We start from the raw sequence: 15277 nt of genomic DNA, 5'->3' as shown, positions 1-15277 counted from the left end.
GGGTGTTGGTTTTAATTGAGGGGGGTACGCCGGTACCATCACTCCCTGTGACAGTTGGGTATCATCTTCCGTATGCGTTCCCTCATTGTGTGTGTACTAGCCCTCTGCGGGTCCCTGGTCCTTTCGGCCGCCGACAAGGTCGCCGTAGTACCGGACGGCGCCTCCGCCTCAGGGCCATTTTCTCCCGGTATCCGAGCCGGTGACACCCTCTACTGCTCTGGTCAGGTGGGCCGCACCAAAGACGGCAAAATCCCTGAAAACTTTGAAGATGAGGTCAAAGCGGCGCTCGACGCAGCCAACGAAATCCTCAAGAAGGGCGGCTACTCCATCGAAGACGTTGTCTCCGCCCAAGTCTATCTCACCGACATGGAACTCTTTGCACGGATGAACTCGGTCTACACGAAGTACTTCCCTGAGCCCCGCCCAGCCCGTACTACAGTTGGGGTGGCCAAGTTGGTTGGTACCGCTCGAATTGAGATCACCCTTACGGCTTGGAAGCGTCCGGCTCGCTAGAACGCTGCTCCGCGACCCATTTTCTGATCTCTTCTAAGCGATCTTTAATGCGCGCCTCGGTTCCACGAGCCGTAGGTTCATAGAATTTAATGCCTTCCATGCCGTCCGGAAGGCAATCCATCCCGGTCAACCCGGTCGAGTTGGCGTGCGCGTGCTCATACCCCTTGGCGTAGCCCCACTCCTTCATCGCCCGGGTCGGCGCATTGCGCAGGTGCATCGGCACCGGGAATGCCGGATTATTCCGCACAAACTCGCGCGCGGAGTTCAGGGCACGATAACCGGCATCGGATTTGGGTGCCACAGCCAGGTAAATCGCGATCTGCGCCAGCGCCTGGTCTCCTTCAGGAACGCCCAGGAAATGAACGGTTTGCATGCACGCGATGGCCTGCTCTGCTGCGCGCGGGTCAGCCAGCCCCACATCTTCCACCGCCATCCGCACCAGACGCCGAGCCAGGTACATCCGGTCTTCGCCCGCCTCCAGCATCCGCGCCAGCCAGTACAACGCCGCATCCGGATCAGACGACCGTACGCTCTTGTGCAGCGCGGAAACCAGGTTGAAGTGCTCTTCCCCGCCCTTGTCGTAGAGCAGCATCTTGCGCTCCACGGCATCCTCCACCGCCTGCCGCTCCAACCGCCCGCTGTCGCTCGCCGCGGCCGCGATCTCCAGGATGTTGTAAGCCGTCCGCGCATCGCCGCCGGCATAGGCCGCGATCTGCTCCAACAGGTCGTCTTCGGCCTCAATCCCCACCACCGGCAGCGCCCGCCGCAGTAGTAGTACTAACTCCTCTAAAGTCAGCGCCCGCAACGCATACACTTTTGACCGCGAAAGCAGGGCCGAGATCACCTCAAAGGATGGGTTCTCCGTCGTCGCCCCAATCAATATGATGTCGCCGCGCTCGACATACGGCAGGAACGCATCCTGCTGCGCCTTGTTGAAGCGGTGGATCTCGTCGACGAACAGCACCGTGCGCAGCCCCTGCCGGCGGTTGCGCTCCGCCTCCACCATCACGCCTTTGATCTCCTTGATTCCACTCAGCACGGCGCTGAACGGGATGAAGGCGCATTTGGTCTGCCGCGCCACCAGGCTCGCCAGGGTCGTCTTCCCCACCCCCGGCGGACCCCACAGGATAATCGAGGTCAATCGGTCTTTCTCGATCTGCACACGCAGTGGTTTGCCCGGCCCCAGGATGTGCTCCTGCCCGACATAGCCGTCCAGCGTCTCGGGCCGCATTCGCTCCGCCAGCGGCCTCGGAGCGCTATCCTGCAGGCCCGGAGCGGCGTCGAAGAGGCTCACTGCACCGTCCTCTGCCGCCAGGCTTCATACAACAGGATCCCGGCCGCCATCGCCGCATTCAGGCTCTCTACGCCCGTAGTTGGAATGTGCAGGCTTAGACCCGCTCCTTCCATCTCCTTGCTCACACCCCGGCCTTCGCTGCCGATCACCAGCGCGCAACGGCCGTCCAACGCCGCATCCTTCAGGCTCAACGTGGCGCGCGGCACCGCTACGAACACTTCCATCTTGTGCTGCGACAGCGCTTTGCGGGCCAGGTCGGGCGCCACTCCTTCCAGAAAGGGAACCCGGAACATCGACCCCGCACTCGCGCGCAGCGTCTTCGCATTCCAGGGACTCACGGTCCCCTTCAGCAGCAGCAACCCAGTCGCGCCAAAAGCCTCCGCCGCGCGTACAATCGCCCCCGCGTTGCCCGGATCCTGCACTCCATCCAGGACGACCACCAGGGAATGCCCGCGCAGCACATGCTCCATCGTCCACTGGGGAGGACGCACCAGCGCCAAAACGCCCTGTGCCGTCTCGGTGGCCGAAACTTCCTGGAACACCGCGTCGGGAACAGTGATCAGCCGCACACCGTTCAGCCGCCCCACATGCCGTTCCACGACCCCGCGCACGCTGTCGGAAGCCACCACCACCGGCGTCTCCAGCCCCGATCGCAGCGCCTCCTCCAGCAGGTGGAATGTCTCGGCAACACACAGCCCATCAGCGGTTAGCGATCCCCGGGAGAGCGCGCGACGCACCTCCTTCAACAGAGGATTGCGGGCACTCGTGATAACTTCGGCACGGGACATGACGCTAGAATCAATATCGTACGATGAGGCGGCTCATTGCCATCGCAATTCTCGTGGTCGGTCTACCCCTGGCGACCTATCTCGTCATCCTGGCCAAGGAGATCGAGGGGCAGTCCGTCATCGATGACTCGCAAAAGGCCGATATCATCGTCGTCCTTGGCGCCGCTGAGTACAACGGCCGCCCCTCCCCTGTCTTGAAAGCCCGCCTCGACCACGCCTTCGACCTCTACCAGAAAGGCCATTCGAACCTGATCCTCACCACCGGTGGAGCCGGCGGCGATCAGCAGTTCACCGAAGGCCAGGTGGGCCGCGACTACCTCGTGCGGCGCGGCATCGCCTCCGAGGCCATCGTTGTAGAAGGCGAAGGCGACTCCACTGTGCGCAGCCTGCTGGCCGTCAGCGAGATCATGCGCCGCATGAATCTGGTCTCGGCCATTGTCGTCAGCGACGGCTACCACATCTTTCGCGCTAAACGGATCCTCCAGCACGAGGGCATGAAGGTGTACGGTTCCCCCCGCCCCTATCGCCAGCAGGGCACCTGGAAGGAACAGTGGCTCTACGTGCGCCAGGCTGTCGGCTACCTGCTGTGGCGCATGGGCATCAATATCTAGGTCCGGCCTACTGCCCTTCGCCCCAGATCCACTTGGAAAACCAGGTGAAGTTGTCTTCCATCACATGGCGGTGCTGCTTCGGCTTGCTGATCCCGTGCCCGAACCCCTTATAGACCACCAAACGGGACTCCACCCCCTGGTCGCGCAGCCCCTGGAACAACTCATAGGCGTTCGGCAGCGGTACGCGCTGGTCGTTCCCGCCATGTTGGATCAGGGTCGGCGTCCGCGCCTGCTTGATGTTCGTAATCGGCGAGGTCTTGCGATAGATCTCCGGATCCTCCCAGGGCGTGGCTTTCAAATACTGACGCGTAAAGGGATGGATGTCCGTGTTGACGTAGTAGGTCATCCAGTCGCTGATCCCGGCGCCTACACTGATCGCCTTGAACCGGTCGCTGCTCGTGGTGAGGAAGGCGCTGATATAGCCGCCCTGGCTCCAGCCCATACAGCCCACGCGGTCCGGATCCGCCATGCCCTGCGCCACCAGCGAATCCACCCCGCTCAGCACGTCCCACGCATCGCCGACGCCCAGATTGCGAACATTGAGCGAACGAAACGCTTCGCCGTAGCCAGCGGATCCGCGGTAATTGGGCTTCAGGATAATCGCGCCCTTGGCAACGAATTGCTCCACCGGATAGTAGCGGTCGGCCGCGCGGTAGGGGCGGTCTACACCCGTCGGGCCGCCATGGATTACCACCAGTAGGGGATACTTCTTGCCCGCCTGGAAGTCGGCCGGCTTGATCAGTACCCCTTCGATCACCTGATCGTCTTTCGACTTCCACGAGATCACCTCGCGCGTCGCCAGCTTGAAGTCTTTGTACTGGTCTCGGAACGTGGTCAGCGGTTTGGGTTCGAATGGCGCAACCGGCGACAAATAGACCTCGGCGAAATCGTCCAGGGCCGATCCGGTGAACGCCATCCAGCGCCGGTCCTTGCTGAAGGACGGAGTCCCCGGCGAAAAACGCGAATCCCCAAAGGCCGCCCGGTAAGTGTCCTGCTTGGGATCCAGCAGAAACACGGTGGACGCCGTCTTCTGCAGTGCGCTGAACCAGATGCCGTCGTCGGTCCAATCGATCAGCGACGGCTCTTCGTCAAAATTCGCTGTCAGCATGCGTGCCGGGCCGCCCTCCGCCGAGACTGCTGCCAGGTGGGCGTTCTTGAAGTAGAAGAACGGTTCCCCATTGGCGGTCTCATAGGCGATCCATTTGCCGTCCGGCGACCAGTGCGGATTGCTGTCCGGACCCGGAGTATTTACCAGCTTCTTTAATCCCTTATCCTTCACATTCAATACGTATATGTCGGCCGTATCGCCATGGCTGAGATCCACGTCCCTGGGCGCGCTGAAGGCGATCCGCATGGAATCCGGCGACCATTCGAAGCCATTCACCGTGAAGTTCTCGCCCGATGTCAGTGCTTCCGGTTTTGCCTTCCCGCCCACCTCGGAAGGCAACTCGGCCACATAGAGGTGGGTATAGGTGTAATCGGCGCCGACCACCTCATACTCGCCGTACTTCTCCTTGCGGTCCTTGGCGGCCTTCGCCTCCGGCCCGGAAGACGTGAAGGCGATCTTTTTGCCATCCGGCGCCCATTCATAGGACTGGACTTCCACCTCGCCCGAGGTCAATTGCCATGCTTCTCCGCCCTGCGGCGCAATCAGCCAGATGTGCTTCTTCCCATCCCGATTGGCTATAAACGAGATCCACTTGCCATCCGGCGACCAGGCCGGAGCCGATGCGCCCTTGGCGTTCTGCGTCAACTGCAGCGGAGCCCCGCCGGACGCCTTGGCCAGCCACACCTGGGTCCGGAACTCGTTGTCTTCCCATGTTGTGAAGCCGGCCGTGTACACCACCATCTGCCCGTCGGGAGAGATTCGGACGGCGCTGGGCGCCGAGAAATTCAGCGACTGTTCAATGGTGGGGGCTTTCGGCGGCTCGGCCGCAGGCAGGGCTGGCAGCAGCGCCAGGGCGAGGACGGCAGTAGAGCGGGAGAAGAGCAGAGCAAGACGCGCCATTCGCCTATTCTGCGCATTTCCCTGCTCCTGGCACAACCGTCCTGATCTGCCGTGAAACACAACAGCAGGTGAATGTTACAATTGAGAGGTTTGACTCGTGTTCCCGATTCTCGCCGCGACCGCTGCGCCAGGCTGCTGAACCTGCTGGATCAGCAGAAGGCATCCGCCGCCGTCATCACTCATCTCCCCAATGTCCGCTATCTGTGCGGCTTCACGGGCAGCAACGCTATCTTATTGATTTCAGGCCGTGGAGCGACGCTTTACACCGATCCCCGCTACGACATCCAGGCACGTCAGCAGGCTCACTGCCCGGTCAGGATCGTGCGCGGGCCGCTGTGGTCCGAGGTCGCCGCCGAGATCAAGAAACGCCGCTTGGCCAGCATTGCGCTGGAGGCAGACAAAGTCTCGCATGCCGACTGGCTGGAAGTCGCGAAAACCATCGGCCGCGACGTCAAACTCAAGCCGGTCAAAGGCGTGGTGGAGTCGCTGCGAGCCATCAAATCGGCCGCTGAAATCGACACCATCCGGCGCTCAGTACAGGTCAACTCGAAGGCGCTGGCGCTGACCCTCAAAAAGGTGAAGCCCGGCATGACCGAGTTGGACGTCGCCGCTGAACTCGACTACCGCATGCGGCGCCTGGGCGCCGAGGGCGCGGCCTTCGAGACGATCGTGGCCTGTGGAGCCCGTTCGGCCCTGCCACATGCCCAACCGACGACCGAACAGCTCAAAAACGATCAGGTACTATTGATAGACATGGGCGCGAGCCTGGAAGGCTATGCGAGCGATATGACTCGCGTAGTCCACCTGGGCGAACCAGGCGCCCGCATCCGCGGCCTGTATGAGGCCGTGCTGGAGGCGCAGTTGCAGGCAATCGCCGCCGTCAAGCCTGGCGTATCGTGCGCCGAGGTGGATGCGGCGGCCCGCAGTGCGTTGAAGAAACGGAAGCTGGATCAATATTTTACGCACTCCACCGGTCACGGCCTGGGTCTTGAGATTCATGAGAACCCAAGGATCGGCGCCAAAGTGGAGACAGTCCTCCAACCGGGCATGGTCATCACCATCGAGCCAGGCGTCTATGTGAAGGACTTCGGAGGCGTACGGATTGAAGACACCGTCCTGGTGACGGAGACCGGCGTTGACGTGCTCACGCCGACGACAAAGGAATTTGTGGTACTCGCATCATGACCATTGAAGAGATTCGTGAACTGATCCATACGGTTTGCTCCACGGGAGTCGCGGAACTGGAAGTACAGCGCGGTGAGAACCGCGTCTGGATCAAGCGCACAGCGGGTGTCGTCACGCAGGAAATCCATGTGCCGCAGCAGACGCAGCAAACCGCTCCGGCGCCCGTGCAATCCAATACCGTTCCCACTCAGGTGACCGTGGCGGCACCCTCCGCGCAACCCGCGGCCGGTGAGCCCGATCTCACTGACCCGACCCTGGAACCCATCAAATCGCCCATCGTCGGCACCTTCTATGCGGCCGGTGCGCCCGGGGCGGATAACTTCGTAAAAGTCGGCGACACCATCAAACCTGGCAAGGTGCTGTGCATCATCGAGTCGATGAAGCTGATGAACGAAATTGAATCTGAGGTCTCCGGCACCATCGTCAAGCGCCTGGTCGAAAACGGCCAGCCCGTCGAGTATGGCGAAGTGTTGTTCCTGGTGAAACCCAACTAACGGGAACCACCCCTCATGATCCAGAAAGTTCTGATCGCCAACCGCGGAGAGATCGCCCTGCGCGTGATCTGCGCCTGCAAGGACATGGGCATCAAGACGGTGGCCGTGTACTCCGAGGCCGACCGCTATTCGCTCCATGTCCGCTTTGCTGACGAAGCCGTCTGCATTGGGCCGGCCAAGAGCGCGCTGAGCTATCTGAACATCCCCTCCGTCATCAGTGCGGCCGAAATCACCAACGTCGACGCCATCCACCCCGGCTACGGGTTCCTCAGCGAGAACTCCGACTTCGCCGAGGTCTGCAAGGCGTCCGGACTGAAGTTCATCGGCCCCGAACCGGACGTCACCCGTTCGATGGGTTTGAAGCAGATCGCTCGCGAGAAGATGAAGGCCCACGGCGTGCCGATCCTGCCGGGCTCTGACGGCATTATCGAAAGCGCCGAGCACGGCTTGGCCGTGGCTGCCGAGATCGGTTATCCGGTGATTCTAAAGGCCTCCGCCGGTGGCGGCGGACGCGGCATGCGCATTGTGCGGACGCCTGATGAACTGCCCGGCCTGCTCGCCCAGGCTCAGCACGAAGCACAGGGCGCCTTCTCGAACGGCGACATGTATTGCGAGAAGTTCATCGAGAAGCCGCGTCACATCGAGTTTCAGGTCATCGCCGACGAGCATGGGAATGTGGAAGTGCTGGGCGAGCGCGAGTGCTCCATCCAGCGCCGCCACCAGAAGCTGATCGAAGAAGCGCCCTCGGCCGCGATGTCTCCCGCCCTTCGCAAGAAGACGGCCGCCGCCCTGAAGAAGGCGCTCTCGGCCATCGGCTACACCAACGCCGGGACGGTCGAGTTCCTGATGGACGAGACAGGGAATCTATATTTCATCGAAGTGAATGCGCGCATCCAGGTGGAACATCCGGTCACTGAACTCGTCACTGGGATCGACCTGGTGAAAGCCCAGATCCGCGTGGCCCAGGGCGAAAAGCTGGCCGACATCCTGGGCGGCCCCATCGAGATCAGGGGGCATGCCCTGGAGTGCCGCATCAATGCCGAGCATCCGGTGACCTTCACTCCGTCCCCCGGCCGAATCCAGGCGCTGAACCTGCCGGGCGGCATCGGCGTCCGAGTGGATACCGCCGCGTATAACGATGGTGTGATTCCGCCGTACTACGACTCGCTGATCGCCAAACTAATTACGCACGGCCGCGACCGGGCCGAAGCGGTCGCCCGCATGCAGCGTGCGCTGGACATGTTCGTGATCGAAGGTATCCATACCTCGATCTCTCTGCACCAGGAGATCCTGGCCGACCCGGAGTTTCAGAGCGCTTCCATCGACACGCACTTCATCACGCGATTCCTGGAACGGCGCAAAGCCGCCGCGGCCGCCCAGTAAGAGTCCGCTCCTGTCCGGGAGGAGGGTGTCATTCGACGATTCCTGCAATCCCTGCTGCCCGCAGCGCGGCGCGAAGCCAACGCCGTCCAGCAAATCAATGAGTTGCGCGTCGAATACGGCCGCGAGAACGACGCTAGGCTAAACGCCGCCAAACCCGAAGATCTTCACCACTGGATCGCCCTGGCGGCCGTGCTGGCCGAGCGCGAACTCGGCCTGTCCCTCTTCGACGTCCAGGTGCTCGGCAGCCTGGCCCTGACGAATGGCCGCATTGCCGAGATGCAAACGGGGGAAGGCAAAACCCTGGCTGCCGTCCCGGCGATATCCTGGCTCGCACGGCAACGCCAGGGCGTTCACGTGATGACTGTGAACGACTACCTGGCTGCGCGCGACGCGGAGTGGATGGGTCCGGTTTACAAGCGGTTAGGGCTGACCGTGGGCGCCATCCAGCAAGGCATGACCAGCGCCCAGCGCCGGGCCGCCTATGCCTGCGACATCACCTACTCCACCGCCAACGAGATCGGCTTCGATTTCCTGCGCGACCGGCTGGCGCTGTATCCCAAGGACCAGGTGCACCGGCCCTTCTCGGCGGCAGTGATCGATGAGGCCGACTCCATCCTGATCGACGAGGCGCGGATTCCGCTCGTGATTGCCGGCGGGAACGACGACGAAGGCGGAGTGGCCATCCGGGCCGATCAGGTCGTCCGGCATCTGCAACCCTATCTGCACTCAACGGTCGATGCGGGGCAGCGCAATGTCGCCCTGACCGACGCCGGCATCCGTGCGGTGGAGAGCGCCTTCGGCTGCGGCAACCTGTTCGACGAAAGGAACTTACCGCTCCACACGGCCATCCAGGATGCGCTGCATGCGCACCGCCTGCTGCACCGTGATGTCGACTATATGGTCAAGGACGGCTCCATCGAACTGGTGGACGAGTTTAAGGGCCGCGTCGCCCAGGACCGCCGTTGGCCCGCCGGCCTGCACGCCGCAATCGAAGCCAAGGAAGGCGTCTCCGCCAAGCCGCAGGGCTCGATTCTCGGCTCCATCACGCTGCAGCACCTGATCGCCCTCTACCCGATGGTCTGCGGGATGACCGGCACCGCGGCAACACAGCGCGAGGAGTTCGAAAAGGTCTACGGGCTCGAGGTGGAGGTGATTCCACCGAACAAACCCATCATCCGGACCGACCTGCCGGACGCCCTGTTCCCGACAAAGGCGGCCAAGGACCGGGCGCTGCTGGAGGAGATCAGCCGGGTCAACGCCAGCGGACAGCCGGTGCTGGTGGGCACGGCAAGCGTCGCCGAGTCTGAGCACCTCAGCCACCTGTTGGCGGGTGTACCGCACGAAGTCCTGAATGCCCGCAACGACCGTGCGGAGGCTTCGATCATCGCCCGGGCCGGCGAACGCGGCGCTATCACCATCTCGACGAATATGGCCGGCCGCGGCACGGATATCCGACTGGGCGACGGCGTGGCCGAGTTGGGCGGGCTGTATGTGATTGGTACCAATAAGCACGAGAGCCGGCGCATCGACAACCAGCTACGCGGCCGGGCCGGGCGGCAGGGCGATCCCGGCTGCTCGCGCTACTTCGTTTCCCTGGAAGATGACCTGATCGTCAAGTTCGGTGAGGTGATGCCCAAGTTCCGGCACGATCCCCCGACCGTTCAGAAGTTTGTGGAAGGCCAGAACCTGGACATCCGCCAGTTCCTGCAGAAGTACGAGATGCCCATTGAGGGCCAGCGCCACCGGCTCCACACTTACCGTCAATCCGTACTCGAGGGTGAGATCGATTGCTCCAGTGAGTTGGAACGGCTGGTCACGTTGCGTGCGATCGACGATCTGTGGGCGGATTACCTCGCTCGCGTGGCTGATTTTCGCACCGGGGTCCACTGGATTTCGTGGGGCGGCAAGGATCCGCACCAGGAGTATCTGCGCACGGTACACCAGTGGTTCGGCGAGTTGGAAAAGAGCCTGCCGGCCGAGATCGAAGCGCGCCTGCGGATGGCCGAGGAATCGGGCGGAATCGAACCCAATGAACGTGGAGCTGTCTGGACTTACACCACAACCGACCAGCCGTTCGGCACGTGGAGTGAGCGCATTGTGAAGGGTCTGCGCCGCATGTTCAGCGAGCGCCACGGCGGAGCGTAGTCTATGGAGCGGCCAGCGGGATGTGGATCATCTCGAACTTGCCGCGTAGGGGCGCCAGGGCGCCATCCTCGCCGTAGACCTTGATCGCCCATTCGTTGGCCGATTTGTGCCAATCCTGCATCTGGGCGACGGACTTCCCGCCGGCCTCAAACATCTTCGCTTCGGGTACGTATTGGGTCAGATAGACCTGGGCCTTGTCAGGGGAGATCGTCTCCAGGTGGTAATGGGGCCGTTCGCCCCAGGCGATGCGTTCGTCGGACCATTTGCCGGTGGCGGGATCCTGTTTGACCCGGAAGGGTCCATCGCGTCGGTTGGCGGGGGGCGGAACGTGGCCTTCCGGGTCGATTCGTACACATTCCACTGAGCCGTTGCCGCGATCGCGCATCCAGATCTCGCTCTGAAAGTCGGTATAGGTGCCGCCACCCGGCTTGGCTTCGCCTGGCCTCCGGACTGACGCTTTCTTGGTGAAGCCATTGGCCTTCAGCCAGCCCTGCAGCTCAGTCACCTTGTGGCGGTAGAAGCTGGGCATATCGCCGAACGGCTTGGCTGCGGCGGCCGCCACCTGGGCCTTCTTCTGCTGCTCCTTCATGGTGAGTTCCGGAGTCTCAGCGATGCCTTCGGTCACGGTGGCCTTGGCGAGCCCGTTCTTATACTTGGCTTCCAGCGGCTTCAGGTTCTTGACGATGTAGGCTTCCAAGCCGTTGCAGAGCTGGCTCAGTTTGCTGCTGAAGACCTTCATGCGCTCTTCGGCGGGTCGCCGCGTGAGCACGATGATGAGCGCCATCACCATGGCTCCAAAGAACTTACCGATGCCTTCGGCGAAGTGGCGGGCGGCCCAGTCGATACGGACTGTGTAGGCGGGATTGCCAAAGCTGGCTGAGTTCCAGGCGCAGTCGATGGCGACATAGAAGTGGTAGCCGATGGTGGCCAGTTCCGACCCGATGTAGGCAATCAGCAGCCCAACACCCAGGACGTTCAGGAAGCCCGTGGCGATGAGGTTGCCCAGGGCACGACCGGCCGCGGCCCCGGGCACGGCGCCCGCTCCGCCGGCGAGTGAGCCCAGCGCTCCGCCGATGGCGGCTCCGGCGACATTACCGATAATAATCACCATTGCAGCGCCCACCACCATGGTGATCACGCCGCCCACGAGCCCGACGAAGTCCTTGGTGGTATGGGCGATGATCGCGTCAGTCACATACCGGCCCTGGGCCCGGTTCCAGGCGTCCACGAGACAGTCTTTTCGATTTGTCAGTTCTTCCGAGGAGAGACCCAGCCATGAGATAGCCATTGTTCCGCCAGTTCCTGTTATGTTCGCGGAGAATCGGTTCCGGATCAATCACAACCTGACAATAAATGTCTGATTTCGCATGGACGCAAAAACGGCCCGGAGCGGGGTGCGCTCCGGGCCGTTTTGAATGAACTGACTACTTACTGAAGCGGCAGGTCGCCTTGGCCGTTGTCAGGCTCGCCTTCGCCCTCCACCTGTTCCGCTTCCTGCACGGCGCAGGCAGCGGCCACGGCGTCGGTGGCTTCCATGGAAACCAGCTTCACACCGGAGGCGGAGCGGCCGGTCTTGCGGATGGATTCGGCCTCTGTGCGGAGGATCTTGCCGTCGCGGGTGATGAGGATAACGTCTGTGTCTTCCTTCACTTCCAGGACAGCCAGCACGCGGCCGGTCTTGCCGGTGAGCTTCATGTTGATGACGCCCCGTCCGGCTCGGCCCTGCAGGCGGTATTCGCTGATCTTGGTGCGCTTGCCGAAGCCGAGGTCGGAGACTGAGAGCATCAGGCTCTCCTCGGTGACGACCTCCATGCCGATGATGTAGTCGCCCAGGTCAAGCCTCATGGAGGTGACACCGGCCGCGGGACGGCCCATGGCACGGACATCGTTCTCGTCGAACTTGATCGCCATACCTTCATGAGTGGCGATGAAGATCAGGTCTTTGCCGGTAGAGATGCGGGCGCTGATGAGCTCGTCTTCGTCCTTCAGCCCGATGGCAATGATGCCGCGGGCCATCGGATTGTCGAAGACGGTGAGCTCGCACTTTTTGATGACGCCGTTCTTGGTAGCCATCACCACGAAACGATCGGGCGTGAACTCCTTGACGGCGAGGAACGTTCGCACGGTCTCATCTTCCTGCAAGCTGATGAGTCCGTTGATATTCTTGCCCTTGGAGGCGGCGCCGGCGTCGGGGATGTTATAGACCTTCAGCCAGTAGAGCCGGCCCATCGACGTGAAGATCAGCAGGTAGCTGTGCGTGTTGGCCACCATCAGGTGTTCCACCACATCTTCCGTGCGGGTGGCCATGCCGATGCGGCCCTTGCCGCCGCGGGTCTGGCGCCGGTAGGTATCGAGGGAAGTCCGTTTAAGGTAGCCGCCGCGGGTGACGGTCACCACGACGTCTTCCGGCTTGATCAGGTCTTCCAGGCTGATCTCGCCTTCGTCTTCGACGATCGCGGTGCGGCGGGCATCGCCGAAATCCTTCTGGACTTCCTTCAGCTCCCGGATGATGACGTTGCGAAGAACCTTGTCGGAGCCCAGGATTTCGAGGTACCCGGCGATGAGGCGTTGAATCTCGGCCAGTTCGTCGAGAATCTTCTGCTGCTCCATGCCGGTGAGGCGCTGGAGCTGCAATTCGATGATGGCCTGGGCCTGCTTCTCTGAGAAGTCGAAGCGGGAGATAGCCTCCCCGTTGAAGGTGATCGTGGGGGACCATTTGGCCACCACTTCCTGCAGGCGGGGATTCTCCGGGAACTCCATCTGGCCCATGAGGGCTTCGCGCGCTTCGCGCGGATTGCGGGAGGCACGGACGGTCTCGATGACCGCATCCAGATTCTGCAGGGCCTTCTGGAAGCCCAGCAAGAGGTGCTCGCGTTCGCGAGCCTTGCGCAGCAGGAATTCTGTACGCCGGCGGACGACTTCGACACGGTGGTCGATGAAGCGCTTCAGGCAGTCGATGATGCCCAGTTCGCGCGGCTGCCCGTTGACGATGGAGAGCAGGATGACGCCGAAGCTCACCTGCATCTGGGTCAACTTGTAGAGATTGTTGAGGACGATGTCCGTCTGCTCATTGCGCTTGAGCTCGATGACGACGCGCATGCCATCGCGGTCGCTCTCGTCGCGGACGTCGGAGATGCCTTCCAGGCGCTTCTCGTTCACCAACTGGGCGATCTGCTCGACCAGCTTGGCTTTGTTCACCTGGTAGGGCAGTTCGGTGATGATGATCGCATCGCGATCCTTGCCGAACTTCTCCATGCTGACTTTGGCGCGGATCTTGAGCGAGCCGCGGCCGCGGGTGAAGTAATCGAGAATCCCCATGCGACCCAACAGGATGCCGCCCGTGGGGAAGTCGGGGCCGGGCACCAGTTCCATGATCCGGCTGAGCGGAGTGTGGGGGTCCTGGACCAATTCGATGGTGGCGTCGACGATCTCGGTGAGGTTGTGAGGCGGAATGCGGGTCGCCATGCCGACGGCGATGCCCTCACTTCCGTTCAGCAGCAGATTCGGGACGCGGGTAGGCAGAACCTCGGGCTCCACCATCGTGTCGTCGTAGTTGGAGCGGAAATCGACCGTTTCCTTGTCGAGATCCTCCAGTATGACGGCGGCGATCTTGGAGAGACGGGCCTCGGTGTACCGCATGGCCGCTGGCGGGTCAGCATCGACCGAACCGAAGTTGCCCTGGCCATCCACCAGCGGGTAGCGCATGGAGAAAGGCTGGGCCATGCGGACCAACGCATCGTAGACCGAAGTGTCACCGTGCGGGTGGAACTTGCCCAGAACGTCGCCGACAATGCGCGCGCACTTCTTGGTGGGCCGGTTGTAAGTCAGGCCCATCTCGCTCATTCCAAACAGGATGCGTCGATGGACAGGCTTCAGCCCGTCGCGCACATCAGGCAGTGCGCGGCCAATGATCACCGACATCGAATAGTCGAGATACGAGCGGCGCATCTCGTCTTCGATGTTGATCGGCGTAATGTTCTTGCGATCGCCCAGGGGCAGTTGGATGCCACCCCCGGACGGCGGTGGCGCTTGCGGATCGTCAGGGTTCTGCGGATTCGGCATGGATCAAGTATCATTTTAGCAAAGCCGTTGAAAGATCGGGCCTTAACCTATGCAACCCACGACAGAATCCAATGCGGTGAGCGCATCCGTGCTGAGCTTTGCCTCGTGCGACAGGTTGTGGAGGGCCTGGGCCGACCCCGAGCTTCTACAACAGTGGTTTTGCGATCACGCCTGGGGTGACATTAAGGTGGGCGGCGACTACTACTGGCAGTTCGCCGAATTCGACGTGCAGGCACACAGCCGGATCACGGAATTGATCCCTGAAGTCCGGATGGCCCTGGAATCGCAAGGCACTTCGGTCGTCTTCCACTTAGCAGCGGAAGGCCACGGCAGCCGGATGACGGTGAAACAGGACTGGCAGGCGCCGCCCGCGCCGCCGGCCGAGGCAAGGGCGGAGGTGCGATCCGGTTGGCTGATGTCGATGGCCCTGATGCGGCACTATGCGGAGAACTACTTCGAGCAGCCGAAGCAGACGCTGCTCGTTAAGCGGGCGTGGACGGGTTCGTTCGCCAAAGTCCTGCCGTATTACCAGGATCCGCGGGAGTTGCGGCGCTGGCTGAAGGTGGCGGAGCGGCCCCGGGAGATCCTGACGGACACGGGCCAGGAGGTTTGCTACCGCTGGGATCCGGTGGGCGGCGCGCTGGAGTTTAAGGCGTTTCACTGGGGCGGTGCGCAGCAACTGGCTTTGCGCGTCACGTCGTGGAGCAAAGATTACGATCTTTCCTTCCTAAAACCGCAGTTGGAAGAATCCCTCGACCACCTTCAGAGCCTGTTGATATCCTGAAAGTAGCCCC

12 protein-coding genes are annotated in these 15277 nt (G+C 62.2%); 7 read left to right on the top strand and 5 right to left on the bottom strand.

Going from position 1 to position 15277, the window contains the following annotated elements; translation table 11 throughout:
- Window positions 1-72 precede the first annotated feature (72 nt).
- The gene (locus ACR9Y2_RS19920; RefSeq protein WP_435043368.1) at window positions 73-513 is read left to right on the top strand and encodes a RidA family protein; all 441 of its coding nucleotides are present in this window, start codon (window positions 73-75) and stop codon (window positions 511-513) included.
- On the opposite strand, the gene ACR9Y2_RS19915 is transcribed toward ACR9Y2_RS19920, so the two are convergent.
- Window positions 485-1807 carry a replication-associated recombination protein A gene (locus tag ACR9Y2_RS19915; RefSeq protein WP_435043367.1) on the bottom strand — a complete coding sequence of 441 codons (1323 nt, stop codon included), beginning with the start codon at window positions 1805-1807 and terminating at the stop codon, window positions 485-487. The two genes, ACR9Y2_RS19920 and ACR9Y2_RS19915, sit on opposite strands and share 29 nt — an antisense overlap.
- Window positions 1804-2595 (bottom strand): TrmH family RNA methyltransferase, encoded by a 792-nt coding sequence (locus ACR9Y2_RS19910; RefSeq protein WP_435043366.1) that lies wholly within the window; start codon window positions 2593-2595, stop codon window positions 1804-1806. Before ACR9Y2_RS19910 ends, ACR9Y2_RS19915 begins: the two co-directional genes overlap by 4 nt.
- 23 nt (window positions 2596-2618) lie before the next feature.
- Between ACR9Y2_RS19910 and ACR9Y2_RS19905 the strand changes: the two genes are divergently transcribed.
- A complete protein-coding gene (locus ACR9Y2_RS19905) occupies window positions 2619-3206 on the top strand; it encodes a YdcF family protein (RefSeq protein WP_435043365.1) in 588 nt (195 codons plus the stop codon).
- Between the two features lie 7 nt (window positions 3207-3213).
- On the opposite strand, the gene ACR9Y2_RS19900 is transcribed toward ACR9Y2_RS19905, so the two are convergent.
- The gene (locus ACR9Y2_RS19900; RefSeq protein ID WP_435043364.1) at window positions 3214-5214 is read right to left on the bottom strand and encodes a prolyl oligopeptidase family serine peptidase; all 2001 of its coding nucleotides are present in this window, start codon (window positions 5212-5214) and stop codon (window positions 3214-3216) included.
- Between the two features lie 81 nt (window positions 5215-5295).
- Here ACR9Y2_RS19900 and ACR9Y2_RS19895 point away from each other — a divergent pair, with 81 nt between their 5' ends.
- The 4 genes from ACR9Y2_RS19895 (at window position 5296) to ACR9Y2_RS19880 (ending at window position 10421) form a co-directional block, all read left to right on the top strand.
- The gene (locus ACR9Y2_RS19895) at window positions 5296-6399 is read left to right on the top strand and encodes a M24 family metallopeptidase (RefSeq protein ID WP_435043363.1); all 1104 of its coding nucleotides are present in this window, start codon (window positions 5296-5298) and stop codon (window positions 6397-6399) included.
- A complete protein-coding gene (accB, locus tag ACR9Y2_RS19890) occupies window positions 6396-6893 on the top strand; it encodes an acetyl-CoA carboxylase biotin carboxyl carrier protein (protein ID WP_435043362.1) in 498 nt (165 codons plus the stop codon). Before ACR9Y2_RS19895 ends, accB begins: the two co-directional genes overlap by 4 nt.
- Window positions 6894-6908: 15 nt before the next feature.
- Complete coding sequence (gene accC / locus ACR9Y2_RS19885) at window positions 6909-8276, top strand: acetyl-CoA carboxylase biotin carboxylase subunit (RefSeq protein ID WP_435043361.1); 1368 nt, start codon at window positions 6909-6911, stop codon at window positions 8274-8276.
- Between the two features lie 102 nt (window positions 8277-8378).
- The gene (locus ACR9Y2_RS19880; protein WP_435043360.1) at window positions 8379-10421 is read left to right on the top strand and encodes an accessory Sec system translocase SecA2; all 2043 of its coding nucleotides are present in this window, start codon (window positions 8379-8381) and stop codon (window positions 10419-10421) included.
- Between the two features lies 1 nt (window position 10422).
- On the opposite strand, the gene ACR9Y2_RS19875 is transcribed toward ACR9Y2_RS19880, so the two are convergent.
- Both ACR9Y2_RS19875 and gyrA read right to left on the bottom strand, forming a co-directional pair.
- Entirely contained in the window at window positions 10423-11709 is a 1287-nt protein-coding gene (locus ACR9Y2_RS19875) for a DUF6861 domain-containing protein (protein ID WP_435043359.1), read from the bottom strand.
- 140 nt (window positions 11710-11849) lie between these two features.
- Window positions 11850-14483: a DNA gyrase subunit A gene (gene gyrA, locus ACR9Y2_RS19870; RefSeq protein WP_435043358.1), complete on the bottom strand. Its 2634-nt coding sequence runs from the start codon at window positions 14481-14483 to the stop codon at window positions 11850-11852.
- Between the two features lie 49 nt (window positions 14484-14532).
- On the opposite strand from gyrA, the gene ACR9Y2_RS19865 reads away from it, so the two are divergent.
- Window positions 14533-15267: an SRPBCC family protein gene (locus ACR9Y2_RS19865; RefSeq protein ID WP_435043357.1), complete on the top strand. Its 735-nt coding sequence runs from the start codon at window positions 14533-14535 to the stop codon at window positions 15265-15267.
- Window positions 15268-15277 lie beyond the last annotated feature (10 nt).

Source organism: Paludibaculum fermentans (assembly GCF_051172195.1).
GTDB lineage: Bacteria > Acidobacteriota > Terriglobia > Bryobacterales > Bryobacteraceae > Paludibaculum > Paludibaculum fermentans_A.
The sequence above is the reverse complement of the archived record's forward strand: the minus strand, read 5'-3'. Positions and strand labels throughout refer to the sequence as shown.